This is a genomic window from Chryseobacterium sp. L12 (genome assembly GCF_056133985.1).
In genome coordinates, this window is record NZ_JBVYOF010000029.1 from 20,977 (window position 1) to 46,174 (window position 25,198).

The following is a 25,198-nucleotide window of genomic DNA, read 5'->3' on the forward strand; positions in this document are numbered from 1 at the left end:
ATTATATTTTCTTCTTTTTATTATTAAATACATACATGATCTGCAATGGTAACACTGTGCTGTTTGGCAGACACCAGAATAGATTTCGGGTCTACTTCAATAAGCGACTGTCTCTGTAAAACATCATTCACCAGTATCTTGATGCCGTCAATATAATCTACGTAATACAGCTGCTCCAGATAGTTAATCAACTGATTTACATTTAATTTGATATTAAAATCAATATCTTTAGTATCTGTAAAAGCCCACGGTGAAATGTATTTTTTAATATCTTCGTCCAGCTGTCTGATGTAAAATGTCTCATCATACTGTTCAAAGAATTTCACCTTTGTTTCTACTTTTGCTTCTTTGTAATTCGGGTTGATAACCTGAGCTTTTACGTGCATTGTATTCAGTTGGTTCACGTAATTTTCAATTTTATTCAGGGTGGCTCTGCTTACTCTTGGCTGATAAATATCAAAAGCATTTTTATTTTTAAGATTCGGAACCACCATCAAGGTGACGTGTCCCGGAGCCATGTATGATTTTTCAGAAGTATGGTTTAGGCATTTTACCTTAAAGACTTCCGGAAACTCCTGCAAAACCAAATGTTCGTAATCCCATTGTGTGATGGCTCTGTTTTTATGTCTCAATCTTTCGCTTACTCTTCTGTAAAACTCAGCATCCGTTTCTTTATATTTTCCATCGAACGAATTGTAAGGCTGGCTGACAGATTTTACCTGCGGAACTCTTGTAATCAGTTTAGAAATCGTATTGGCTTCAAGACCATTATTTAAATGAGAAAGATCATTATTCTGATTCTGGAATGTTGCCAAAACAGCCTGAGTATAAATTCCCTGAATTTTGCAGACCGCATCATAACTTCTTCTTGATTTTGCTCTTATCCACACCAGTTTATCCGTAAATCTTGTATGATTGATGTTGATATCTTTAGGAATCTTAAACTTCACAATCCCCGATTCCAGAAATTTTCGTGTGTCGTTTTGCAGCATAGATTTAGACAGATCAATCCAGGCATTGCCGGAGAGAATGCTCCATTCTATATATTCTTTTTCCAAAAATGTTTTTGCTAAAGGATTTTCACTTCCTTCCAACATCTGAACCAAAAGTGAAACCGTCATTTGTGGCATTGCATCCAGACCGATGTACAATTCGCCTCCGTCCTGATGTACAGGTACAATGCTTTTTGTATCTACTTCCTTTTCGTATTGTCCGAAAACATCTTCATGGTATATTTGTACTCCGTCATTTTTTGAAGCCGCGCCGTCTGTATCTTTTCTTAAATAAGAATAAGCAGTTTCCTGGGCGCTGTAATTCAGCTCTATATCTTCTGCAAAAGGGATATAAGGTTCATTAGGAATTAGTTTATTTTTTTCTGAGCCGCTTGATAAAGCCAGTGTATACAATTTAGGATAAACATCCTGTAATGAAGACTGGTTCAGTGTTAAACGGATCGCTTCGCTCGTTCCCGACTCATTGCTGCTGATGGAAAACTGGGTTTTGTAACCATCTTTTCCTTTATTGAATAAATTAATATCCTGTGCTTTAGGATACCATATTTCCTCTTCCAATAATGCAGTATTTGCTTTAAAATATGCATCTGAAGTTACAACGGATGGGGTTTCTAAAGCTCCAAAAGCACTTAAACTGATGTTTTGATTAGGCTGAATGATGTACCCGTTGTACAAATCTTTTATAGAATCCGGCGTGTTTTTCCAATTGATGGTAATGTCTGCTTTTTTCCATTTTTTAGAAAACATTTCAGGACATTTGATATAAAAATTTGATCCTTTAATTGGCTGTGCAGTAAACGGATAATAAGGTTTTTCTGCATTTAATTCGCCATTATCATTTTTAATCTGAACAGATTTTATTCCTTTTACATCAACCGATATTGCTATGTTTTTGATGTCATTTTCTGCAAGAGCCTGATAGACATCATAGTCATTTTTACCCTCAACTATAAATCGTATAATTGGTAAATTGGTCTGGAAATTTTCTAATAATACTTTTTTATTATAATTAACAACAGCAGGAAAATTTTTAGGCAGTACAAATGACAATGATAATGAAACCGGCTGCTGTAGAGGTGTTGATACCGCTCTGCCATTTTCATCAAGCCTTACGCATTTAAATTCTTCTACACCAGATAACCATTCTTTTTCACCGCTGCAAAGTACTTTAATTGTGTCCTTAATATCCTCATCTTTAAGGTCTTTCAGTTTTTGGGAAAACTTATTTTGGAAATGAATGGTAATGTTTACTGTTCTGTCACCTTCTTTTAAATCGAATAATGATGATGCTATTGAGAAACCTAATTTTGCTTTCGGAAGCTCTTTAAAAATAGATTTATTGGGAAGTGTTTCATCAGAATTATATCCGAAAGGCCACCAATAATTGCTTTCTTCCGGCAGTTTTTCGCCTAGTCCGTCAACAGAATTGGCTACAGGAGCAATTTTTAGCTCTTTTTTCTCGGCATCATTCAGAAAACTTTTAATCTCAACCACTTTTGCCTGATTGGCGATGAGTTCTTTTCCAGTTTTGTAAATGCGCTTTTTTCCGTTGACATCTTTCTCACCGTCTAAAAGTATTCCTTCCGGAATTCTTTCCTGAATTGCTTTTTTGGCTAATTCAAAAATCACATATACTTTGTCTTCTTTGGCATCGTTTTTTTCGATCTGAAGGATTTCGTTGTAATAAAAATCCAAATGTCTTTTCGTTAAATTATTGAAAGCATTTTTTGAGAAATCCAATAATTTCAGGAAACAGACAAATAAGGTAAGGTGGGGCGTCAAGTTACTGTCTTGCTCAAACTGGGAAATAAGATCTGTAACCTGTTTTTTCATGCTTTTGTACTCTACGCTTTCTCTGCGCGGAATTGCATTGGCATCATCACCAAAGAAGAAATTTCCCCAATTTCCCTGTGGTGTTGCTGCATCATCTTTGTCAAAAAAATTTACATGTTTTGCAAAGTTGTTTGCGAATAACAGCCAATCAAACAAATCGAAATCGTGCAATTCGAGATTGCCGGGGTCTAATTCTGCTAAAAAGCGCTGCATTTGTGATTTTCCTTCACGATAATGTGAAAATGTATCTGTTTTTTTCATTTGTTTATATTTAATTTTCTATGGTCAGATGCAATACTTAATGTAATGTTTTGGTGTATTCAAAATGGTTACAGACATCCCGTAATTATTTATATTTCAGTAGCTTCACCTTTATAGAAAGGGAAAACAATATTGCTTCTTGTATTGGTATTCCTTACTTCGTAATCTATTTTTATCAACACTTCTCCTTCAAGTTCTTCCTGGGTATCTATGTCGATACTTAAAATATTTATTCTAGGTTCGTGGTATAAAATGGCACGCTCGATAATTCCTTTCATCTGGGTGATGAGCGTTAAATTCAATGGTTTAAAAAGCATTTCCTGCAGATCGCATCCATAGTCAGGAAACATCACACGTTCTCCGGGACGTGTTGAAAGTAAAATGATTAGACTGTTGTTGATGTCTTCCACATCTGTGGTCATGATCAGCTTTCCTTCGGTCTCATTAAACTCAGGCGGAAAACTCCAGCCTGTTCCTAAAAAATCTGTATTTATTTTCATATAGGTATCAATTGTTTTTAGTGATATGCAATCGCTGATTTTCTGGAGAATTTTGTCTGAACATCAATCGTGGCGATTTCATACATTGTTGTATATATTTATGTGAAGCATCCTGCATCGGTAACTCAGACTTTGTGTAGCCGTTTTTTTGCTGATATTAATTTTCTTTAAAAAATTATCCGCCTATTAAAACAGTAGCTTCACCTGCGGTAATCACGCCTCCATGCGCTGTAGAATCTCCCATTCTTGCGGCTGGTTTTCCGCCGATCATTACACTTGAAGATCCTGCTGCAATAGTATCCGGCGGACCAGTGCATATTGCTTTATCTCCTACTCTTGCTGCGGGCTTCCCTCCTATCAATACGGTGGGTTCTCCTGCCGGAATGATGGGTCCGCCAACGTGCGGCGTGGTTCCCGTTACCATCGGACAGGTATGCATATCTGTAATTCTTGCTGCCGGTTTCATGATTAATTGATTTTTACCTGAGAGCCTTTTACGACGGTTACTGCTCCTGATTTCAGTTCTGAACCCGAACTTCCTTCTGCTTTGAACTGTGCCGATGCTTTTACATTAATATTCTTTCCTTCCATCGTAATATCTCCTTTCGCTTTAATTTTAATGTCTTTTCCGCTTTCCATACTGATTCCGTCTTTATTAAGCGTAAGAATATTAGAATGTTCATCTTCTATTTTGATAACGTCTTCATCTTCATTTACAATCAGTTTTTTACCTTTTGGAGTTTCAAGGGTGTAAGAAATTTTATCATCATTAAAGATCATTTTCATTTCGCTTCGGGTAACAAATCCTTTTTCATGGTTGTCATCTGAAGCTACAATGGGAGCCGGTTTTGCACTGCTGTTCAGCATTCCCAGAACTACTGCGTCATTGGGATCATCATTAATAAATCCGATAATTACCTCATCTCCAATTTCAGGTCTGAAGAATGATCCTCTGTTTTCTCCTGCATCAAGTGTGGCTACTCTCGCCCAGATTCCATCCTCTTCGTTATTGATAATCGGGATCTGCACCAAAATTCTGTCCTCTCCATCCGGATCAGATTCCAATTGAGAAACTTTTCCGATATGCAAACCGCTGATCGACGGAATAATTCCTGAACCCGGCATTTCGCTTACATCATACGTTTCTGAAAACCAGGTTGGAGAAAGCCCGAATTGTGCATCAACCAGCCAGTTTCCATCGGAAATTTCATGACGAACTCCTGTTACGTATATTTTTCCGTTAAAACGGTTTCCTACACCTTGTAATGTTAGTGTAACTCCCGGTTTTACCGACGGAATTCCCTGAAATTTTACTCTCCCTCTCGTTTTTGCCAACTGCTGGAACGTTGCTTTAGCATCACTCCAATCCTGAAGTTCGCTTTGGGTAAGATTTCCTCCGTGTTTCAATTGCAAATCTTCAATTCCAAATACTTTTGCTAAATCATCTGATGAAAGATTTCCGTTGAGTTTTACCGCCGGATCCTGAGCTTCCACTTCAGTAAGTTCCTGATCGGTATAGCTCCAGCTTTTGGCTGTAATTTTTTTGAACTGATCTCTTGCATCTATTTCTCCGTCAAACTCATGAATCGATGATCCGTAAACAACTGTTTCTACTTCTTTTTTGCTAAAATCCGGCTTTGCAATTTTAATTGCTCCGTCTTCTGTAAAGCAAAGTTTTCCGTTTGCCTGCGCTCTTGTAAGCATAAAATCCCAATCAGAAGATTGGTACTGAACCAATTCTTTGTGTGAATTTGAAGTTGCTTCAACATCGGCAGTCAATCTGTTATTACCAATCAGTTCCTCAATAATATCGCTGTCTTTACTGTCATAGAAATACTTGCTTTTTCTGCCCAAAGTCATTTTCACTGCCTTATCTCTGCATTCTATGATGAGGTAAGAAGAGCCGTTTCTCACTTTTATGTTGTGCTTTACAACCACTCCTTTAAAAATAGTTTCCTCTTTAGAATGATAACCGGCTGTGATTTCAATTTCTTTTCCTGGAATCAGCAGTTCTTCATTACTTAGTTTAAAATCCTGTTCCGGTGCGCTTCCATCCAAAATAACAATGCGGGCATAAGGAATTCTGTTGACTTCTTTTTCCACTACAATGCTTTTCACACCGTACTTTCCGGGCAGTTCTGTTCCTTCTGACATTACTTTAAAAGTGATCAGGTCAGAATTTTTTGCCGTCTGTATGTATCCGCTATTGTTCATGTTATGCTATTTTTTCTATAGGTGGAAAGTAGAGTTCAGTTCCTGGTTTTAACTGTCTGAAATTGATTAAGCCATTTACTTTAGCTACTTCCAGATAATATTTAGAATCTCCGTAAATTCTTTCGGTCATTAAAGGAAGTGTGTCTCCATCTTGTACTGTTCTTTTATGAGTAAGATCGGGGGAAGATGTTTTGGCAATTTTTGCAGCTAATTCCTTGCTGATTGATCCGCCAAAAGTTGCTTTACCGATTGCTCTTAAAGGAGTTCCGTCATTATTGAATAATTTATAGTCTATTGTAAACTCGTTGAGAATTCCTTTAAATTCAAATTCTCCCCAAATAATAATTACATTATAAGGTTTATGAATTGAACCATTATAGTCTCCGGTTGCCTCATAAAAATCATACAATTGATCCGTAACAGATTTTTTACTAAAAGGATCTCTTGTTCCCAGACCCTCCTTTATTTTATTGATGAGTTTATTTCCCGAGTTGGCTTTGGTTACTCCTGTACCGTCGAACAAAAATTCCAGCTGTAATGTAGGAGAAGACGTCTTTTCAAACTTTTGCTCACCAGCACTTGATCCACTCGCTTGTTCAGTATTAAAATCATTTTTTTGCGTAAAAGAAAAACCTGTCGGATTAATAAGAGCTTCAAAAGCTTTGCTTTTAACTACTTTTTTGTAACCAGAATCTTCATAAGTACCTATGGTTATTTTTTTTATTTCCCCTCTCATTACCTTTCTTTTTTACGTTTATCAATATTTACTACCTGCTCTACGCTTTCAGTGATTGCCTGCATGATTTTTCCTTCATCTACAGATGTGGCAGTTGTCGTTGCTGTTGCTTTTTCGTCCACATTTATCTTAATGTGAAGTTCTTTTATTTCTATTGGCATTTCGTTTATTTTTAATTATTTTATATACGTAAAAAACTTAAAACCAATTATTTAACGTATTTATTTATAAAAATCTAAGCACATAAAAAGTGCGTTCAGTCTTGTGATAGACCAATCTGTTATTCTTTGTATGAAAAATTATTTTTGCTGAATGTTATCAGAAAACTAATACACTGATATGTGCTTAGATATGATTTAGAAATTACAAGCCTAAGCTTGCTAACGATGAAGGTATTGTGAAATATCTGTATTTCAGCTCTATTGTTTCAATAGCAAGTTTGCTTTCTTCGGCGTTGAATTCTGATACTTCCCATCTTACAGGATATGCTCCAACTACATTCCAGACCATTAAAGGCGCAGTAGACTGAAGACCTCCTGAAAGAGAAACGATCAAATCTCTCGGTTCAAACTCGAAGTTTTCCATGGCGTTTCTACACCAGCTTATCAATCCTGAACTTACGATCAATCCGCGTTTAAGAACTAAATTGGGGTATCTTGGTCTTAAAGGAAGCTGATGAGTAAATCTGTTTTCGCCTCCTTCGGCATATTCTTCAGTTCCAATTTCTGTAGATAAACCAGATATAGACTGAAATCTGGAGTCAATACCCTCTGTTGTCGAGATCCCGTTAACAATGAAAGAGAAACTGGTGGGAGGATATAAAACTGCCATGATTAGTTATTTTCAATAGTTAATCCTTCGTGTGCAATTTCTAAGGTTTCAATAGCCACCTCGTTTCCTTCAGCTTTTAAATCGGTTGAATTCAATTTAAGCGGGAAAGCATTTTTCACTTTCCATGTTACTGCAGGTTCTCCGTTTTCGTCTAAAAGAGAAATCGTAATGGATCTTCTTTCTACCGTATTCATCTGAATCGTCTGGAACCACTCGAAATATTCATTATCACTTTTAAAAGTTCCTCTCTTTAAAGTAATATTGCTGAAAGTCTTCAGTCCCGGCATTTTAATCTTGCTGAAATCAGGGCTTGCTCCATGTCTGTATTCGATTAAAGCTGCTTCTGCATTTAATCCGCTTACTTCCTGAAATCCTACTTTTGTTCCGCCCCAATCTACTTCAAAGGCAAACTTTACTAATGGATATGTACTCATAATTTTATATTTTATTGTTATTAATTAATTTTTATGCTTCCTGTAATTTGTGCGAAAAACGAAGCACAATAAATTCTGCCGGACGTACTGCAGCCATACCAATTTCAATGACCATATTTCCTTCTAAAATATCCTGTGCAGACATTGTTTTATTTAAACCAACACTTACATAATACGCTTCTTCCGGCTTGCTTCCTGCCAATGCTCCATCCTGCCATTGCTGATTAAGGAAATTTTCGATCATTGTCTGAACACGGATCCAGGTATTGGCAGTATTCGGTTCAAAAACGAAACGCTCTGTTGCTTTTTTTACAGATTCTTCTACCATATTGAAGAAACGACGTACCGAAATGTATCTCCATTCGTTGCTGTTTCCGTCAAGCGTTCTTGCGCCCCAAACCAAGTTTCCTTTTCCTGTGAAACTTCTGATCGCATTAATAGATTTTCCTGCTGTTGGATCTACATTAAGTTCTTTCTGATCTTCGTGTGAAATTTTTACGGTAGGTGCGACTACATAGTTAAGTCCAACATTAGCCGGTGCTTTCCATACTCCGGAAGTGCTGTCTACTCTTGCATAAACTCCCGCCATTGTAGATGATGGAGCCAATACAACTTTTTTAGATTCGATTGCTTGCTTAGCTTTATTATACAATTCTGAACTTTTAGATTTTAATTCAGCCAAAGTTGTTACTGTAGAATCAACATCAACTAAAGTAGGTACTTCAGATACTATCAATGTTTTTTTATAACTAGAAATAGCAACATCTTCATTTTTAAAGCTATAACTTAAAACTGTTTCTAATTTTGGATGATAAGCTGCCCCATATTTTAAACCTTTTGCAGTTACTCCTACTCTGAAAGCATCAACATCTCCAACTACGTCCATAATAACAAATCTGTCTTTCAAGTCTTCTGCCTGATCTAAAGCCTTGTTGTATAATTGGTAAGCATTTGCTTCTAAAGCTTCAGCATCAGGGAAAACGATAAGAGTTGGTTCATCTTCTTTTTCCAAAGTCTCAAGACCATATACTAAAGCTTTTTCTGTTGTAGTATTTCCTAAAGCTACTGCATTATCATAATCTCCTACAGAAACAATATAACATAGTCCACCGCCGTTAGCAAAATACATTTGCATGGCATAGTACATTTTATAAGAGGTTAGCTCATTGTTATCAACATTTGCGGTAACAATACCATCTTTAATATCAATAGAAATTGCTGTTTCTTCATCTTTTGCTCCTCCAAAGATCATTTCGTATTCCAACATCGAAGAAATTCTTGTTGGTTCATTTTTCGGTCCCTTTTCTGTATATCCGATAAAAGCAGGGATAGCCGTTTCTACTTGTGCTACTGATGGTGGGAATTTTGCAATTTCCTCTACGTAGACTCCTGGTGTTTTGTAATTCATTTTGTTAAAAATTTAAAGTTAATATTTAGTTATTTTCAATAGTTAGCCCTTCGTGTGCAATTTCTAAGGTTTCGATAGCCACCTCGTTTCCTTCAGCTTTCAAATCGGTTGAATTCAATTTTAGCGGGAAAGCATTTTTCACTTTCCATGTTACCGCAGGCTCTCCGTTTTCGTCTAAAAGAGAAATCGTGATCGATCTTCTTTCTACCGTATTCATCTGAATCGTCTGGAACCATTCAAGATATTCGTTATCATTTTTGAAAGTTCCTCTTTTTAAAGTAATATTGCTGAAAGTTTTCAGTCCCGGCATTTTGATTTTGCTGAAATCAGGACTTGCTCCGTGTCTGTATTCAATTAAAGCTGCTTCAGCATTTAATCCGCTTACTTCCTGAAACCCTACTTTTGTTCCGCCCCAATCTACTTCAAAGGCAAACTTTACTAATGGATATGTACTCATAATTTTTTATATTTTTTTGTTATTAATTAATTTTTATGCTTCCTGTAATTTGTGTGAGAATTTCAACACAATAAATTCTGCCGGACGTACTGTAGCCATACCGATTTCAACATTCATGATTCCTTCTAAAACTTGTTCAGCAGACATTGTTTTACCTAAATCAACACTCACATAATAAGCATCTTCAGGCTTGCTTCCTGCCAATGCGCCATCCTGCCATTGCTGATTAAGGAAATTTTCGATCATCGTCTGTACACGAATCCACGTATTCTTCGTATTCGGTTCAAACATAAAACGCTCTGTTGCTTTTTTCACAGATTCTTCTACCATATTGAAGAAACGACGTACCGAAATATATCTCCATTCGTTGCTGTTTCCGTCCAGAGTTCTTGCGCCCCAAACTAAGTTTCCTTTTCCTGTGAAATTTCTGATGGCATTGATGGATTTTCCTGTATCCGGATTTACATTAAGAAGTTCCTGTTCTTTATCAGATATTTTCACAGTTGGTGCAACCACATAGTTTAACCCAACATTAGCCGGTGATTTCCATACTCCTGAAGTACTGTCTACTCTTGCATAAACTCCCGCCATTGCAGATGACGGAGCCAATACAACTTTTTTAGATTCGATGGCTTGTTTAGCTTTATTGTATAATTCGGAATTTGTAGATTTCAATTCAGCCAACGTTGTCGCACCAGAAACTCCTGTTACAAAGACATCAGCATCTTTGAAATTATAACTTAAAATTGTTTTTAAGTTTGGATAATAAGCTGCACCATATTTTAAATTATTGCTAATTGCAGCATCATCAAAAATATCTGTACTGCCCAGAACATCCATAATAACAAATCTGTCTTTCAGTAATTCTGCCTGATCCAAAGCACTTTGATATAAAGAGTAAACCGTAGTAATTGAAGTAGGATCATTGGCAAATTCAACATTATCGAAATATTCCTTAGCGGCTTCAAAAATTTCATTAGCAATTAATTTTTCAGCTTGTGCATCCGCCAAAGCTTGAGCAGCTTGTGGCAATTGTTCAGGTGTTGCATTATCAAAAATAATTTGTGCAGCATCCTCAGCATTCTGAGCATCTTCAGCATTTTGCTCTGCAACGTTTTTAGCAGCACTGGCAATATTTAACTCAGTTTCTGTAGCGACTAAATCTTGAAGATCCGGAAAAACAATAAGTGTTGGTTCGTCTTCTTTTTTCAGTAAATCAAAACCGTGTAATAAGGTTCCGACCTCTGTTGGAGAAGTTCCTACAGTTACAGTATCAGAATAACTTCCTACTGAAACAATATAACAAGGTCCGCCGCCATTTGCAAAAAACATTTGCATGGCATAATACATTTTGAAATTGCTTACGTTTGGCTGAATTGCGGTGGCAACACCATCTTTGAAAGCTACAGCAAAAGTTTCTGGCTGCGCTTTACCAAAAATTGCTTCATATTCCAACATAGACGAAATTCTTGTTGGCTTATTTTTTGGCCCATCTGCTGTATATCCTATAAAAGCAGGAATAGCCGTTTCTACTTGTGCTACGGATGGAGGGAATTTTGTGATTTCCTCAATGTAGACTCCAGGAGTTTTGTAATTCATTGTTTAAAATTTAGGTTAATGTTAATTATTGCCCGAAGTAAAACTTCGAGTGTTAATTGATGATTGATTGTGTTTGATGATTATTGAAGAATTGAATCCTTTAGTTTTTATGGATGGTATTTGCTGTAATTTTTTTTGATCCTGTGAAGTGATAATAGCTGTTTTTAATGCGTCAAATTCTTCACTGAAAGCCGGAGTATTTTTATCAGAATCAGGCATTTTAAAGTCGTCTATTGTTCCGTCATAGATTGCTTCTAATACAGCTTTCGATTCATAGATTGCTTCTGAAAGAATGACATTCAGATTAGTTTCATTAATTTCTTCTGCTATTGCAATCGCCTGTTCCAGAAGATCGGCAAGAACAACAGGATTCGCAGATCCATTAGAAATTTCGTCACTTGCGAGATTTTTGAGTTCTTCTAAGGCAGCAATCTCACCGGCATATAAAACGTAAGTATTTTGAATGGTATCAAGACCTTTTGCAGCTTGTATAAAATTTCCGCTATAACTATCTGCTATACGTCTGTTTTTAAGCTTTTCATTAGTATTTTCTGAGTAGTTAAAAATAGGATAGAAATCGTCTGAGATGTGTGATGGTGCTTGATTTGGCATGGTTATAAGTTTAAATTTGGTTTTAGTTTTTTGTTTTTTTATTTAATTACACTATTCTTTTGGTTTAATTACTTTACTCTCAGTATTAATTTCATCAATTAATGTGATGTCAGTTTTTTCTTGTTTAGCTACAATCTTAACGACACTTATCTTATACAAAACAGAAGGCATAATTTTCCCACCTAATAATCCCCAGATATAACTTAACTGATCGAAAGGAACAGAGTGTAATTCGATTCTGAAAATGAAATCACTCTCTTCATCACTAACAGCATTATATTTTAATACATTGTTGGCCTGAAAGATTTCAATGACTTTTGAAATGTTCACCAAAGCACCGTCATACATATTTTTGTTAGCAGCAATCATCACGTATAAGTTTAAATACGCCGGTTGGCTTTCCCTTTCCATGATATGTTCAGATTCATTAAATTTTAAATATCTCGGAGTATTTTTCATGGTAGATTCTTCCTCTACACTAAGCAGGGTGATCACCACTTTGTTGTCAAGATTTGAGGTATCGTCTTCATGTCTTGCGATGTTGCCAACAACAGCAATTTCACCTGCCTGATCCTGTAAACCATTTGGAAGATTCAGTCGATCTTTTAAAACTGTTAATACTTTATTAATCATAATTTCTGTTCTTAAATTATTATGGTGCAAACATACAATTACACGATGTCAAAAGACAAATATTTTGAGGGCTCAAACCTGTCTTTGCAGTAAATACAATTTTTAAGATATTTATAAATCCAGAAAAATAAAAATCATATTTAACTGAAATTCAAAATATTAAAATTTAAAATAAAATAATATTTCACCTTAAAAATTTTCTTAATCTAAGTATGGTGAAATTTACATTCAAAAAAAATCAAAAAATTTGTCTTATAATTTTATCATATTCCAACATAATTAACGATATCTTTATAATTACTTTTTGAAATTAAAAACCGACTTCATCACAAAACATTTTCTAAGATTTTCTTCTTATAAAAACAATCAATTATTTATAAACCCCGTCATCAGGATATAATTTTCTCTTTTACTGCAAAGACAGAATAGAGAGGCTTCATCGTTCGTAAAAATGTCTTTTGTTCGTCTAATTTTGACCCCATAATTTTAAAACATAATCTCATGAACATTAAAAAACTTTTTGGCAAGCGCAATGAAATCATTGGTGGTCATTTCAACGAATTACGCTCAAAACTGGGCGTGGCAAATCATGATGAAGAATATATTTTCGCCGTGAGAACAGAAATATGTAATGCCTGTCCACTAAAAAACGGAAACAATTGTAACGCTCTTAAATGGATGAATCCTCATACACTGGAGGTTGCAGATTCTCCAAAAGACGGCTTTGTGAGAGGCTGTGGTTGCAGACTAAGTGCCAAACAAAGATCAAAACTAAGTCTTTGTCCTGCCGGTTTCTGGGGCGGAGAATTTGACAGGAAATAATCTACAGTCAACTAAAACTATTTAATTGTGAAGAAAGATCATATCATTCAGAAAGTTTTTATCGAAATTTCAGTCAATAACAAGGAAAAAGCATTGAGTATAAAAGATGATATTACCAGCTTTCTGTCTATTGATGTTTTTCCGGAAATAGAAAAATCCATCAGTGCTTTAGAACATCGATTTGCTGATTCCACCCTACAGATTCCTAAGTTAGAATTGAATCTGGATATCAAAAAAAGTACTCTGAATACCGAGCTAAAAGAAAAAATTACTCAGATTTTCAAAGAGGAAATGTCTACAATCACAGATTCAATTTTAAATTCAGATCAGCAAAAAGAAAATAATTCTGAAGCTTATTTAGTTGAAAACAAAGAAAAAATTGTTCAGGCTTTCATTTATTTTCTTACCACAGGATCAATGCCTTGGTGGAATTCCGGAAAAAGAAACGTTTCTTTTTTAGAACCCAAAGTATTTGAAAGCCTTATTTTGGCTGAAAATTTTCAGAGAAGCATTATTCCTGTTTTTTCAAGAACAAATGTGAGAAACAGAATCATCAATCAGCTTTCAAATGAGCAGATTGCACAGCTGTGTTTGATTATTTTAAAAGATAAAGATTTAAAAATAAATCTTGAAAGCGATATCGTTCAGCTAATATCAAAGCTGGATAATAACAAGAGAAATCTGGTTTGGGAATTGGTTTTAAAGGTATTATCTGAATCTTTAAGCCCAAATAATGATCTAAAAAAATATCTTTTACAACAAATAGCAGAAAGAAATTCAGCAGTTTCACCTTCAAAAGAAACTCAGCAAATCTGGAAAAATATAGTTAAAATCTTTCCTTTTATTAAAGAAGATGAGGTTTTTGAAAGTATTGAAAATAGCAGAAAAGAGATTTCTGAAAACATTTCAGTCTCAACAGAAAAAGCAGAGCAGAAAAATACAGCTATTCAGAATGACTCAAATAAAAACGAAGAATATCTGAATCAAGATGATTTAATATCGAATGAAGATCAATATATTCAGAATGCAGGACTTATTCTGATACATCCGTTTCTTAAAACTTTATTTGAACATTGTGATCTTTATGACTCAAAAAACAATCAGCTTTTAAATCCTGAACTCTGCGCACATTTGCTGCATTATATTGCAACCGGAAAAACCAATGCTCCAGAATATGATATGGCTTTTGAAAAGTTTTTATGTAATATTCCGCTTCATCAAAGCATTAACAGACACATTAAGCTCACCAGTAAACATAAAGCAGAGGCTCAAAATGTCATTGAAAGTGTGCAACATAACTGGAGTGCAATGAAAAAATCATCTGTAGCATTATTACAGAATGAATTTTTCCAACGTCCCGGAAAACTTGTCATTGACCACGATTACACTGTTACCGTAGAACGAAAAACGCAGGATATTCTCCTTGAAAAACTGGGATGGGGAATTGGCTTTGTCAAACTTCCGTGGCAGGATCAGTTTATTTTTATCAACTGGTAATAAGCTTTGATTTTTTCTAAGTTGAAATTACTTTCAGAAAATTTCTATAAAATATTCTTCAGGCATTCCTGCTTTCATTTAATCTTAAACACAAATAAAATTTTATGAAATCTTCTATTTCTTTACTTGAAAAACAGCAAACAGAACCAATAAAAGCTAAAATGAATCTCAAAAAAGAAGAAAACAATCATTTGCTTCAACAAAATGAAGTGAATCATGATTCTTTAAACCAAGAAATGAAATGGCTGGAATCGCTTATTGATATGCGTTGCAAAGAACTTTTTTTGGAAGATGAAGCAGAAGTGAATCATAAAATTCCCAAAGCACCAAAAGTAGACGATGCATCACCTTACTCAATTACTGTTAATACGCATCACCTTTCGGATATTGACAGAGTGATTTTAGCTTTAAGTGTTGCATCGGCTCATTATGCTTCGGTATTAAAAACTTTTGTACAGATAGAAGAAAGCAGTAATGCTTTTGCCATTGAAGCAGGCGGTGAATACAATAAAGCGAACCGTAGTTTTAAACCTACTTTTCAGACTGCACTTTTCCTGCTTTCAGGCAAAGATTTATCACTTTGGTCGCATTATAGCGCAAAACTTATTATCGGTTGTGTATTATTAAAAAATGACATTGTTTACAATCGTACTTCCACAGAATTTATTCATGGAAAAATAGAACTGGATTCTTCTTATTTAAATTATTTTTTGTCGGGTCAGAAACCTCAGCTGGATCACGGTTCTTATTTTCCCGGGAAACTTTATCAATCTGATTTAACAATGGAGGATATTATTCTCGAAAGTAATATCAGAGAACAGATAAAACCTATCGGGCATTACATAAGAGCATTGGAAAACGGTTTCTTTAAAACCAATGAACACAGCTTCAAGCCAGGTTTTATTGCCTTATTTTACGGTGCACCGGGAACAGGAAAAACGATGCTCGCCGGAATTCTTGCCAATACTTATGGAATTGATATGTACCATGTAGATCTCTCGCAGGTCGTTAGCAAATACATTGGTGAAACAGAGAAAAATCTTGAAGTGCTGTTCAACAGATTGCAGGGCAAAAACTGTATGCTGTTTTTTGACGAAGCCGATGCTTTGTTCGGAAAACGTTCTGATGTAAAAGATGCTCATGACCGTTATGCGAATCAGGAGGTTTCTTATTTATTGCAAAGGATAGAAAAGTTTGACGGTTTAACAGTTTTAGCTTCCAATTTTGAGAACAATATGGATGATGCTTTTAAGCGACGTATAGATGTTTCTATCAATGTCATTCGTCCAACCGAAGACACCAGAAAGTCGCTGTGGAAACATTATTTACCTAAAAATATAACCTTTGAAAGTGATGATCTTTTAGCTCATTTATCTAAGGAATATTCTTATACGGGAGCAAATATCCGGAATATCATGAAAAATATTGCGATGGCTTTATATGATCTCAACGAAACCATTATTACGTATTCTTTAATAAGCCCTTATTTAATGATCGAAAATGAAAAAGCTTTCGGGAAAAATCAGTCCCGTCTAAGTTCGTTTGTAAGAAATTCGGTAGAAAAACATTAACCATAATATCAACTCATTCATACAAAAATATGAGCAGACATCATAAAACCTTTGCGCCAAGAACCAGCTGGTTTGAAGCGCAAAAACTCGATAACGAAGAGGCAGAAAAAAAATATGAGGAAATCAGCAGTCAGGATGCCACCATCACTCTCGCCAAAAATGAAGTTACCCAACTCACGCATGATTTGTTTAACAACAGAGCTTTCAATAAAATAGAGAAAAACCAATCTGTACTGCAATTTTCTAACAAAGGATTGCACGTACAGGCTCTCAATAAAGCCCTCAACGAACTCGGATACAAAACCAAAAAAAACGAAACACTTTTCTGGAACGAAACGAAATCTCAACTGATGAACTTTCAGCGGGATTATGGCGTAAAAGCATCCGGAATTCTTGATATGAAAACCTTGTTGAAAATGGATGAGGTGTTGGGGAAAGCGGGAGATGAGGAAAAAGAGAAAAAGACTAAAAAAAGTAGTAATATTTTATCTTCACAATTAGAAAAAGCTAAAGTCAATAATCGTGAAGGTTCAGACACCATTATTAATCCTATTACAATCGCAAAAAATCAGAAATTCAATGGTAAAATAATTCAAACCGATGAGGAGCTAAATCGTTTTGCAGAATACAAAATGGGAATAACTCGCAAGCTCACTTGGAAACCATCTTATACAAAAGAACAAGTTAAAAATATAATTGACAAGGGAGGATCTGTAAATTATACAATATCTGCAAAAACACATAGCATCGAAAAAGAAACAGAAACGCTATCGCCTGATAAAAAACAATTTATCAGGAATGCAGCAAGTAGTGTCGATTATATTCAAAACATACGCATTTTGGATTTATTACAGCAACTATCTGATGATGAAATTGCGGATTATAAAAATAAAGTTACAGAGGAAACAAACGACTTAAAAACTATTGAAGAGTCACTTAAAGAGTATATTAAAAACAGAAATCTTCGAAATAAAGAGAAAACTACTCGAGAAAAACTACAAAATCAACTGTCGAAACCAGAGTTATCAGATTTATACAAACAATACACAAATTATATTAAATTTAAACATAGCCACGAAAACACATTTTACGAACCAAAAGATCCTAACAAAGTCTATTTCCAAAATGCATTAGATAAACAATTACAGGATTTGCTAGCATCACTCAAGGCAAATGGATTTACATTAGAATCATTCAAAAAACTGATTAAAGATTACGAAATTGCTTTTCGTAAAGAAACTGTTCACATTGCAGAAGATTCTTTAATAAGGTATAAACATATTCTTTTTGAACAAAAAAAGAAATTACTTGAGGATACCTTCTTAATCAATTTACTTGAAAAAATAAAAACTTCTAGGGCTGAGGAAAGCTATGATGAATCTGACAAAGCTACTCCTCACTTTTATGACAACAAATTATCTGCAGCAGAAAGAGAATTTAAAATGAAGATGGAAGAGCGTGCCAGAAGCAAAAAAGCAGAAGGCAATGCAGCCATTGAAAATTTATCCTCAACTACTCCACTCGTGAAAGATAATGGCTTTAATAAAGAAGGCTTTGCTAAAGTAGAAAGCAAACAAGAGCTTCGCGGTTTTCTAGAAAGTTATATCAATGATCAAGAAGGAAATATAACCAAAATCATTGCAAAATTACAATCCAACCAAGGTCTTTCCATTTATGGCTTTGCAAGTTTGCTTCAGAAATCAAAAGAACAACAAGGTATAGCTAAAGACAGCATTTTTGATTTAATTGTAAGTGATAAAGAAGATGAAGAAAGTACCAAACATATTATAGAAGGATTATTAATAGGTGTTTTAGCTGTTGCACTAGGGTTGCTTTCTTTTGGTACAGGAACTGTAGCGGTATTATTAGCAGCAGGAAACTTTGCTTTGGGCGCATATATAACTTATGAAGAAATAGAGGCCTATCGCACGCAACTTGCCGCTTATAAAGTAAATATCTCTGATGATGAACCCAATGCTGTTTGGGTGATCATTGGAGTTGTAGGTTCAGTTTTAGATGTTGCGGCAGTTGCAAAAATATCAAAAACATTGATAAAAGCGGGGAGAACTTTTGAAGAAACCAAAGATATTGTTCAAACCAGAAAAATACTTGATAATGCAAAATTGGATGTCACAACTAAGGAAAAGATAATAAAAGCATTGGAAGAAGATTTAGTCAGAATTGAAGCCCTGGAATACAAAATACAACAAAACACTGTAAAACAAACAGAACTCAAAGTTGAAATAAAAGAATCATTAGATAGAACTAAAAAAGATCTGTTCACAATAAATATAGGAATAAATCCTAAAAATCTACCACGGCTAATACAACTTGCCCGGCAATATATACAAAAGGGTACACTAAGCTTTGAAAAATTTTTGTTGCAAATACAAAAAATAAAAATGATCAAAGAAATAGAAAAACTATCACCTGAAGAATTATCTTTGCTTAGAAAAGCTTTTGAAGATGCAATAGAAATACAAAAAGTAAAAGATGCCCTAAAAATAGAGTTTTTAGATAAAATCGGTAAAAGGCTTCCTGGAAATTGGGATGAGTTTTCACCACATACCAACATAGAGTTTGCGGAAGAACTTAAAAAATACAGAGGAGATTATGATTTAACTTTTGATCGTAATTTTAGAGGTAGCGAAGGACAATTATTTGATATATATTCCATAGAAAACAAGACCTTGAAAAGATGGTTTGAAAATAGATTAGATGTTATGCCGAAATCCATACGCTTGTTAGACGAGGCTAAAAACATAGTAGACTCTACCCCCTTATTAAGACAATATGTTGAAGTAGTGGAAGTAATGGAACGAGGACCTGATTGGATTGTTAGAGGTTTTGATGAGAGCTCTGTAAAGATTACAGAAGTACTTTCGGATCCATTAGTAATGAAAGCGAAAAAAAACGCAATAGAATTATTATCAAAAGAACAAGCAGAAATTGCACAAGATATTTTGAAAAAAATCAACAAAAATTCAGCTAACATACATTGGTCACTAAAAAATAAAAAAATATTAATAATAGATATGCTATAAATAAAATGAAAAACTTTGAAGAACTAAATAAAACAGAAATACTCGATAGAATGTTGAGTAGCGAATTTGGTACATTATATTCTCATCTTGATATACAAGGCAATATTGATAAAATAATAAGATTCCTAGATGGGAAACTTACCCCTGAACTCCTCCCAGTATACGTTCAATTATATGAGGCCATATTAGAGTATATTGATGAACATCATAAAATAAAACAGCATGTCTTCATGCCTCAATTATTAGAAGTTGGAGAAGATTATATCATTCGCCCTTTTTATTCTTATTATGAATCTACTCGTAGATATTTTGATCCTGATGAACCATTGGAACCATACACAGAATACTATGAAATGATCAGGGCTTTCTCAGAAGAAATGACAAATGAGTTTTCGAAAGAAGATATTACTGATCCCGATAAACAAAGTATAATAAAAAGAATTCTAAGAAAAAGTCTGATACAACCAAGAGGTAAAACTTTTTTTGAGGGGCGCTATATCAACAAATATATTATTGTAGAGCCTGCGATTTCAATTGAAGATATAGAAAAATGGAAAATCAGAGATGAAGAATATTTTTCTTAACAGATAATGAATAAAAAGAAACTATTAGAAAAGAAAGATTGGGAATATATGTTTTTGAAGAAGACAGCATTATTGAATTATCTGTTCCTATTCCCAATCCCAGCCCAGGATTTGATAAATTTAATAAAATAAAAATCCGTATGATGTTATAAACATTATACGGATTTTTTATTGTAGCGAAGACGGGAATTGAACCCGTGACCTCAGGGTTATGAATCCTGCGCTCTAACCAACTGAGCTACCTCGCCGTTTTGGTGGTGCAAATATAGAAAATAATTACAACTCTCCAAAATTATTTTAACTTAAAATATTCCAAAACATCTCCTACATGATTGGGCTTACTGATAATCTTATTGTTAGCATCTAAAATAAAATAACTAGGCGTAGCATGAATATTATATTTTTCAGCAACACTACTGTTCCAACCTCTTAATTCAGAATCACTGATCCATGGAAATGCAGCAATTTTTGAGGTATAAGAATTCTTATCCGTATCTAACGATAAACCGATAATCTCTACTTTTTTTGCCTGTAAGTCCTTATAAACTTTAAGGAGCTGCGGCAGCTCATTTTCACAATGAGAACAGGTAGATGACCAAAAAACAATTACCTTTTTATCTGCTTTTACATCTGCAATGGTTTTTAATTTAGTATTTACAGGTGAATGAAATGTATAATTAGGAAAAACAGCGCCCAGATCTGTATCAGAATTAGATTTAATAGTAGAAGCCAGACGATCGTTAATTGTACATTTCAAATTTTTAGCTAGACTGAGATATTTGTTTTTATACTCAGTCATATCATAAGCATCAAAGATATCAATCAGTTCAGATAAAACCGTCTGACCTCTTGGAGTTTCAACATTCAGTTTATTGATCATCTGATCTACGGATGGGTTAATATTATTATTCCCACCAACATTCAAATAAGATACAAGAACAAGTCGCAGTAATGACGAAGACTCAAGCATATCACCCGACTTGTCTATAAAATTAATGATCTCTTCCTGACTTACTTTTTTTGTCATATCATTAGACAAAAATTTATTGTAATTGGTATTATAATAATGTATAAAAGGATGTTTTGCCTGATCTATAGCGGTATTAGTTCCGGAAAGCTTTCCCATTTCTTTGATCAAAGCTGTCCCAAACTCAGTATTATCTTTATAATATTCTTTAATCTGAACTAAAGCAGGCAGTATGAGTTCTTTTTTTTGTGAATACTCCTGTATATTGCTCATCAATTCGTTCGCTTCATCTTTATATTGAATATTCTGAATCTTAGTATCTTTCGTTTCAATCTTTATATTTACATCCTTATTCTCAGAAATAAATGTGACTGAATTATTGGTGTTCGGAAAATAAACTTTCATCATTCCTACATACTTTTTAGGATATTTAAAAAGCCATGAGTTATTTTTGACTTTCTCTTTTGTAATCAAAATATCCTTAGAACCGTTTAAAGTATATAAGATAGCCTCAGTTTCATTAAAATTTTGCTGTGATTCAATATATACAGAAAACTGTGCTTTGGCGAGAGCTGCCATAATAAAACCTGATAATAAAAAGATTTTTTTCATACTGTAAAAATAAAAAAAGTCTCTGAGTATTCAGAGACTTTACAATATTTTAATATTATTTTATATTTTTTGAACTTTATTTTTGAGTAATGCGTAAACTATAATAAAAATTGCAACAATTCCTAAAATAGTTTGATACATATCAATTGGTGTAGCTGGAGGGTCGCATGGATCTCCAGGAAAACAAGGAACACCAGGACCGTTGGATTGCGCATTAATTAAACCATAAACCATGATTAATAACGCGAGTAATACTTTCTTGTATAATAATTTCATAGTTTCGTTATTTAATTAATATTTTAGCTGTTACAATTGTAGAATCATTACCTACAACTCTCACGATATAATTAGCTTTAACTGTTGAGTCAAGCTTTATTATAAAGTCAGAATCAGTTTTAACAGATTTTTGGGAAATAACAAGCTTACCACTTGCATCAAAAACTTCTACTGAAGCAGACTTCCATGCAGGATCAAAGCGAACTATGTAATTTTCAATGCCAGGATTATAAGTCACCAGCGTTCTAGATTTAATATTATTTTCTTGAGTGTTCAACGAGCCATTCGTTTGTGGCGTTCCATAGTAAAGACCGAAATTAGAACCATTAACAGGAATAATATCTCCCTGATTAATCTGAACCGGCTGACCGCTCGTTCCAACATTATAATAGAAACCTTTACCACTAGATAACAAATGCGTTCCATTAGGAACAAGATGTGTATCATCTCTTAACTCAAACTTTAACGATGCTACATTAGATCCAAAAATACTTAAATCAATTCTTTTACCTAAATAGTTTGTTTCATTGGCCTCATTGATGTATAATCTGTAAGCAGAGGAAAAGTTAGAATCTATTCCACCATTTACACTTTCTTCAAAAGTTTGAATGATAGCATTAGTATTGGTTACTGCCTGTACTGATGCAATATTTGGATTTTGAATATTTCCTGTTGTGAAATGTGGTGCTACCACATAATAAGTTTCACCAATTTGATTTCCAGCGGCATCTAACGCTAAAACACCCAGTTGTTTCATTACTCCGGTATTATTATTTTTTGCTGCAGTTACAGAATAGGAAACATTTTCTGCTCTTGGTGTACTGCTAAATCTTCTTAGATTATCAAAATCAAGTTGTTGAGGTGTACCATCACGAAGTTTTATTTTAAACGTACCTAAAGGCTTTATTACAAGCGCATTATAAGAACCTGCAGGTTTTCCCGAAACAGGATCAAAGCTTACCATTTGGGGACCTGCATAACTTGCTGTAGTACCTGAAGTTGAATTAAAAACAACATTTTGAGGATCAACAGCTATACCATAAATATTTGTCAGGGCATTGTTATCACCTACAGCTGCACCGGTAGTAGTTTCATCAAAACCAATCAAAGATAAATCTATATTGGTAAGAAAAGGATTAGAAAACTGATAAGTATTTCTTCCCCATGTAGAAGTCCAAGCAGGCGATGTATCAAATGCATCAAGAATATATGTATTGTATCGTTCCTGATAAATATTCCTGTTGATACCACCGGCTCCAAATGCAATCGCTGTGGTAGGCGGAGCCAGACTAACTCTGTTAACGCCGGTTATACCATCAGCAAAAGGTTTTCCTCTAAGTGTATGGAGTAAAGTGGGATTCATCAGAGCGGTACCCATAGTGTAATATGCCGTTCTGTCAGTAAGATTGGTTAAGTTTGCAGATGATATACTAATTGCAATACCCGGCTGAGTAGCACTTGTTATTGGAGCTATAGGAATGATAGATCCATCCCATCTTAAATTTTGATTGCTCCATTTTAAAACTTCTCTTCCACCCCATCGTGTGTTATTAAACACGCTTGTTCCATTTCCGAATTCAAGACTTAAAGAGCCGAAAGTTTTTTCCATAAAAGGAATCCCTATTTGTTGATAAGCACCATGCTTAGTTGCCGCATATTCTTTATCAACAATTCCGGTAATTGCAGACTGAGCAAAACCTCTTATAAAAAGCTGACCATAAGGAGAGGTTACAGGACTTGCAGGATTGTTAATCTTGATTACAATATTACCTCCGTTTACTTTATCAATAGGAGTTGGATCATTGGTAATAGTTTTTAAAACATCGGAACTACCATTACCCTGAACCATCATGTTACCATAAAGTTCTATCTTTCCACTACCTTTGGTTTGCAGACCTCCGCCATTGTAAACCAAGGTACCGTTGCTTACATACATATTTGCTGTATTATCAACGTGCAATAGTACTGTCTGCGCCTGAACAGATAAACTAACTGCTAAAAGACCAATAGTTAATAAATTTTTTCTCATTGTATCTATTTTTTTGTGTTATACAATATTCCCTGCAAAGATATGATTTTTTTTAAATAAAAAACCAAATTTATTTATTAATCAGAATATTATCTTTATTTAATACAATTTCATCCTGTTCACCCACAGTAAACATATAGTCTTCTAAAACCTTCTCTGTAGTTCCTCTCAAGCCTCTTGCTCCAAGACCTTTTTCTATGGTTTCTTCTACAATGGTTTCTATTGCCTCATCCGTGAATACCAGTTTTGTTCCGTCCATTTTAAATAATTCTACAAATTGATTTACAATAGAATTTTTTGGTTCCTTCATAATCCTGATCATCGTTTCTTTTGTGAGTTTTTCCAAATATGTGATGATCGGGAATCTTCCGAGCAACTCAGGAATCAAACCAAACGAACGCAGGTCAACTGCATTAAGATTTCTTAACACATACTCATCTTCATCAATCTTGTTTATTTTTTCTGCACTGAAACCAATCGCCTGCTTATTCATTCTTCTTTCGATAATTTCTTTGATGCCGTCAAAAGCACCACCTGCAATAAATAAAATATTCTGAGTATTAACCTGAATATATTTCTGATCAGGATGCTTTCTTCCTCCCTGCGGCGGGACATTGACAATACTTCCTTCCAAGAGCTTTAGTAAACCCTGCTGCACCCCTTCCCCAGAAACATCTCTTGTAATACTCGGATTGTCTGATTTTCTGGCAATTTTATCTATTTCATCAATAAATACAATTCCTTTTTCAGCTTTCTCTACATCATAATCTGCAACCATCAAAAGTCTGGAAAGTATACTTTCTACATCTTCACCCACATATCCTGCCTCAGTAAGAATGGTAGCATCTACGATACAGAACGGCACATTTAGCTCTCTTGCAATAGTTTTTGCCAAAAGCGTCTTACCCGTTCCTGTTTCTCCAATCATAATAATATTGGACTTTTCCAGTTCTACTTCTCTATTTTCTTCTTTTGCATGAAGCAGTCTCTTATAATGATTATAGACCGCAATTGCGAGCTGCTTTTTTGCCTGATCCTGTCCTATCACATACAAATCAAGAAATTCTTTTATTTCTTTTGGCTTCTTAAGCTCATCAATACTTTCTGCCGGAGAATAACCTCCCGTGGAAACATTATCTTTCACAATAGCATACGCCTGTTCTATACAGTTTTCGCAAATAAAGCCGTTCTGTCCTGAAATAAGCATTTGCACCTCATTTCTTTTTTTACCACAGAAAGAGCATTGGTTTGGATTCATTTTATAA

General features: G+C 34.6%; 22 protein-coding genes and 1 tRNA gene. 5 read left to right on the plus strand and 18 right to left on the minus strand.

What is annotated here, in order from left to right:
• Positions 1-23 precede the first annotated feature (23 nt).
• The 13 genes from AC0NBN_RS14945 to AC0NBN_RS15005 all read right to left on the minus strand — a co-directional run bounded on the left by AC0NBN_RS14945 (position 24) and on the right by AC0NBN_RS15005 (position 12,531).
• On the minus strand, positions 24-3,107 hold the full coding sequence (locus AC0NBN_RS14945; protein WP_160813721.1) for a baseplate J/gp47 family protein: 3,084 nt from the start codon (positions 3,105-3,107) through the stop codon (positions 24-26).
• Between the two features lie 89 nt (positions 3,108-3,196).
• On the minus strand, positions 3,197-3,607 hold the full coding sequence (locus AC0NBN_RS14950) for a GPW/gp25 family protein (protein ID WP_050379693.1): 411 nt from the start codon (positions 3,605-3,607) through the stop codon (positions 3,197-3,199).
• 175 nt (positions 3,608-3,782) lie between these two features.
• Positions 3,783-4,073, minus strand: coding sequence for a PAAR domain-containing protein (locus AC0NBN_RS14955; RefSeq protein ID WP_228430046.1), 291 nt, complete (start codon positions 4,071-4,073; stop codon positions 3,783-3,785).
• Between the two features lie 2 nt (positions 4,074-4,075).
• Entirely contained in the window at positions 4,076-5,821 is a 1,746-nt protein-coding gene (gene vgrG, locus AC0NBN_RS14960; RefSeq protein WP_160813720.1) for a type VI secretion system tip protein VgrG, read from the minus strand.
• A 1-nt stretch (position 5,822) separates the two neighbouring features.
• Positions 5,823-6,557, minus strand: coding sequence for a CIS tube protein (locus AC0NBN_RS14965; protein ID WP_160813718.1), 735 nt, complete (start codon positions 6,555-6,557; stop codon positions 5,823-5,825).
• Complete coding sequence (locus tag AC0NBN_RS14970) at positions 6,557-6,718, minus strand: DUF5908 family protein (protein WP_474468717.1); 162 nt, start codon at positions 6,716-6,718, stop codon at positions 6,557-6,559. The genes AC0NBN_RS14965 and AC0NBN_RS14970 overlap by 1 nt, the downstream gene beginning before the upstream one ends.
• A gap of 202 nt (positions 6,719-6,920) precedes the next feature.
• A complete protein-coding gene (locus tag AC0NBN_RS14975) occupies positions 6,921-7,388 on the minus strand; it encodes a phage tail protein (protein ID WP_089745072.1) in 468 nt (155 codons plus the stop codon).
• Between the two features lie 2 nt (positions 7,389-7,390).
• Entirely contained in the window at positions 7,391-7,822 is a 432-nt protein-coding gene (locus AC0NBN_RS14980) for a phage tail protein (protein ID WP_056015436.1), read from the minus strand.
• A 31-nt stretch (positions 7,823-7,853) separates the two neighbouring features.
• Positions 7,854-9,230, minus strand: coding sequence for a phage tail sheath C-terminal domain-containing protein (locus AC0NBN_RS14985; protein ID WP_160813716.1), 1,377 nt, complete (start codon positions 9,228-9,230; stop codon positions 7,854-7,856).
• A gap of 25 nt (positions 9,231-9,255) precedes the next feature.
• Positions 9,256-9,687 carry a phage tail protein gene (locus tag AC0NBN_RS14990; RefSeq protein WP_143884676.1) on the minus strand — a complete coding sequence of 144 codons (432 nt, stop codon included), beginning with the start codon at positions 9,685-9,687 and terminating at the stop codon, positions 9,256-9,258.
• A gap of 33 nt (positions 9,688-9,720) precedes the next feature.
• The gene (locus AC0NBN_RS14995) at positions 9,721-11,286 is read right to left on the minus strand and encodes a phage tail sheath C-terminal domain-containing protein (protein ID WP_160813714.1); all 1,566 of its coding nucleotides are present in this window, start codon (positions 11,284-11,286) and stop codon (positions 9,721-9,723) included.
• A 21-nt stretch (positions 11,287-11,307) separates the two neighbouring features.
• Complete coding sequence (locus AC0NBN_RS15000) at positions 11,308-11,898, minus strand: hypothetical protein (protein WP_160813712.1); 591 nt, start codon at positions 11,896-11,898, stop codon at positions 11,308-11,310.
• A 51-nt stretch (positions 11,899-11,949) separates the two neighbouring features.
• On the minus strand, positions 11,950-12,531 hold the full coding sequence (locus AC0NBN_RS15005; protein WP_160813710.1) for a Pvc16 family protein: 582 nt from the start codon (positions 12,529-12,531) through the stop codon (positions 11,950-11,952).
• A 501-nt stretch (positions 12,532-13,032) separates the two neighbouring features.
• Here AC0NBN_RS15005 and AC0NBN_RS15010 point away from each other — a divergent pair.
• The 5 genes from AC0NBN_RS15010 (at position 13,033) to AC0NBN_RS15030 (ending at position 20,049) form a co-directional block, all read left to right on the plus strand.
• Positions 13,033-13,353 (plus strand): hypothetical protein, encoded by a 321-nt coding sequence (locus AC0NBN_RS15010; protein WP_160813708.1) that lies wholly within the window; start codon positions 13,033-13,035, stop codon positions 13,351-13,353.
• 27 nt (positions 13,354-13,380) lie between these two features.
• A complete protein-coding gene (locus AC0NBN_RS15015) occupies positions 13,381-14,850 on the plus strand; it encodes a contractile injection system tape measure protein (RefSeq protein WP_160813706.1) in 1,470 nt (489 codons plus the stop codon).
• 104 nt (positions 14,851-14,954) lie between these two features.
• The gene (locus AC0NBN_RS15020) at positions 14,955-16,421 is read left to right on the plus strand and encodes an AAA family ATPase (protein ID WP_160813704.1); all 1,467 of its coding nucleotides are present in this window, start codon (positions 14,955-14,957) and stop codon (positions 16,419-16,421) included.
• Between the two features lie 29 nt (positions 16,422-16,450).
• Positions 16,451-19,465 carry a peptidoglycan-binding domain-containing protein gene (locus tag AC0NBN_RS15025; RefSeq protein ID WP_160813702.1) on the plus strand — a complete coding sequence of 1,005 codons (3,015 nt, stop codon included), beginning with the start codon at positions 16,451-16,453 and terminating at the stop codon, positions 19,463-19,465.
• A 5-nt stretch (positions 19,466-19,470) separates the two neighbouring features.
• The gene (locus AC0NBN_RS15030; protein WP_160813700.1) at positions 19,471-20,049 is read left to right on the plus strand and encodes a hypothetical protein; all 579 of its coding nucleotides are present in this window, start codon (positions 19,471-19,473) and stop codon (positions 20,047-20,049) included.
• 174 nt (positions 20,050-20,223) lie between these two features.
• On the opposite strand, the gene AC0NBN_RS15035 is transcribed toward AC0NBN_RS15030, so the two are convergent.
• The 5 genes from AC0NBN_RS15035 to clpX form a co-directional block, all read right to left on the minus strand.
• Positions 20,224-20,297, minus strand: a tRNA-Met gene (locus AC0NBN_RS15035).
• Positions 20,298-20,341: 44 nt separating this feature from the next.
• On the minus strand, positions 20,342-21,628 hold the full coding sequence (locus AC0NBN_RS15040) for a TlpA disulfide reductase family protein (RefSeq protein ID WP_160813699.1): 1,287 nt from the start codon (positions 21,626-21,628) through the stop codon (positions 20,342-20,344).
• Positions 21,629-21,688: 60 nt separating this feature from the next.
• Positions 21,689-21,904 (minus strand): signal peptidase, encoded by a 216-nt coding sequence (locus AC0NBN_RS15045; protein ID WP_160813697.1) that lies wholly within the window; start codon positions 21,902-21,904, stop codon positions 21,689-21,691.
• 7 nt (positions 21,905-21,911) lie between these two features.
• Entirely contained in the window at positions 21,912-23,933 is a 2,022-nt protein-coding gene (locus AC0NBN_RS15050) for a T9SS type A sorting domain-containing protein (RefSeq protein ID WP_160813695.1), read from the minus strand.
• A 70-nt stretch (positions 23,934-24,003) separates the two neighbouring features.
• On the minus strand, positions 24,004-25,191 hold the full coding sequence (gene clpX / locus AC0NBN_RS15055; RefSeq protein WP_160813693.1) for an ATP-dependent Clp protease ATP-binding subunit ClpX: 1,188 nt from the start codon (positions 25,189-25,191) through the stop codon (positions 24,004-24,006).
• Between the last annotated feature and the right edge of the window lie 7 nt (positions 25,192-25,198).

Coding starts and splice junctions, on each gene's coding strand:
- AC0NBN_RS14945 (WP_160813721.1), bottom strand. CDS start 3,107: ATGAAAAAAACAGATACATTTTCACATTATCGTGAAGGAAAATCACAA.
- AC0NBN_RS14950 (WP_050379693.1), bottom strand. CDS start 3,607: ATGAAAATAAATACAGATTTTTTAGGAACAGGCTGGAGTTTTCCGCCT.
- AC0NBN_RS14955 (WP_228430046.1), bottom strand. CDS start 4,073: ATGAAACCGGCAGCAAGAATTACAGATATGCATACCTGTCCGATGGTA.
- vgrG (WP_160813720.1), bottom strand. CDS start 5,821: ATGAACAATAGCGGATACATACAGACGGCAAAAAATTCTGACCTGATC.
- AC0NBN_RS14965 (WP_160813718.1), bottom strand. CDS start 6,557: ATGAGAGGGGAAATAAAAAAAATAACCATAGGTACTTATGAAGATTCT.
- AC0NBN_RS14970 (WP_474468717.1), bottom strand. CDS start 6,718: ATGCCAATAGAAATAAAAGAACTTCACATTAAGATAAATGTGGACGAA.
- AC0NBN_RS14975 (WP_089745072.1), bottom strand. CDS start 7,388: ATGGCAGTTTTATATCCTCCCACCAGTTTCTCTTTCATTGTTAACGGG.
- AC0NBN_RS14980 (WP_056015436.1), bottom strand. CDS start 7,822: ATGAGTACATATCCATTAGTAAAGTTTGCCTTTGAAGTAGATTGGGGC.
- AC0NBN_RS14985 (WP_160813716.1), bottom strand. CDS start 9,230: ATGAATTACAAAACACCAGGAGTCTACGTAGAGGAAATTGCAAAATTC.
- AC0NBN_RS14990 (WP_143884676.1), bottom strand. CDS start 9,687: ATGAGTACATATCCATTAGTAAAGTTTGCCTTTGAAGTAGATTGGGGC.
- AC0NBN_RS14995 (WP_160813714.1), bottom strand. CDS start 11,286: ATGAATTACAAAACTCCTGGAGTCTACATTGAGGAAATCACAAAATTC.
- AC0NBN_RS15000 (WP_160813712.1), bottom strand. CDS start 11,898: ATGCCAAATCAAGCACCATCACACATCTCAGACGATTTCTATCCTATT.
- AC0NBN_RS15005 (WP_160813710.1), bottom strand. CDS start 12,531: ATGATTAATAAAGTATTAACAGTTTTAAAAGATCGACTGAATCTTCCA.
- AC0NBN_RS15010 (WP_160813708.1), top strand. CDS start 13,033: ATGAACATTAAAAAACTTTTTGGCAAGCGCAATGAAATCATTGGTGGT.
- AC0NBN_RS15020 (WP_160813704.1), top strand. CDS start 14,955: ATGAAATCTTCTATTTCTTTACTTGAAAAACAGCAAACAGAACCAATA.
- AC0NBN_RS15025 (WP_160813702.1), top strand. CDS start 16,451: ATGAGCAGACATCATAAAACCTTTGCGCCAAGAACCAGCTGGTTTGAA.
- AC0NBN_RS15030 (WP_160813700.1), top strand. CDS start 19,471: ATGAAAAACTTTGAAGAACTAAATAAAACAGAAATACTCGATAGAATG.
- AC0NBN_RS15040 (WP_160813699.1), bottom strand. CDS start 21,628: ATGAAAAAAATCTTTTTATTATCAGGTTTTATTATGGCAGCTCTCGCC.
- AC0NBN_RS15045 (WP_160813697.1), bottom strand. CDS start 21,904: ATGAAATTATTATACAAGAAAGTATTACTCGCGTTATTAATCATGGTT.
- AC0NBN_RS15050 (WP_160813695.1), bottom strand. CDS start 23,933: ATGAGAAAAAATTTATTAACTATTGGTCTTTTAGCAGTTAGTTTATCT.
- clpX (WP_160813693.1), bottom strand. CDS start 25,191: ATGAATCCAAACCAATGCTCTTTCTGTGGTAAAAAAAGAAATGAGGTG.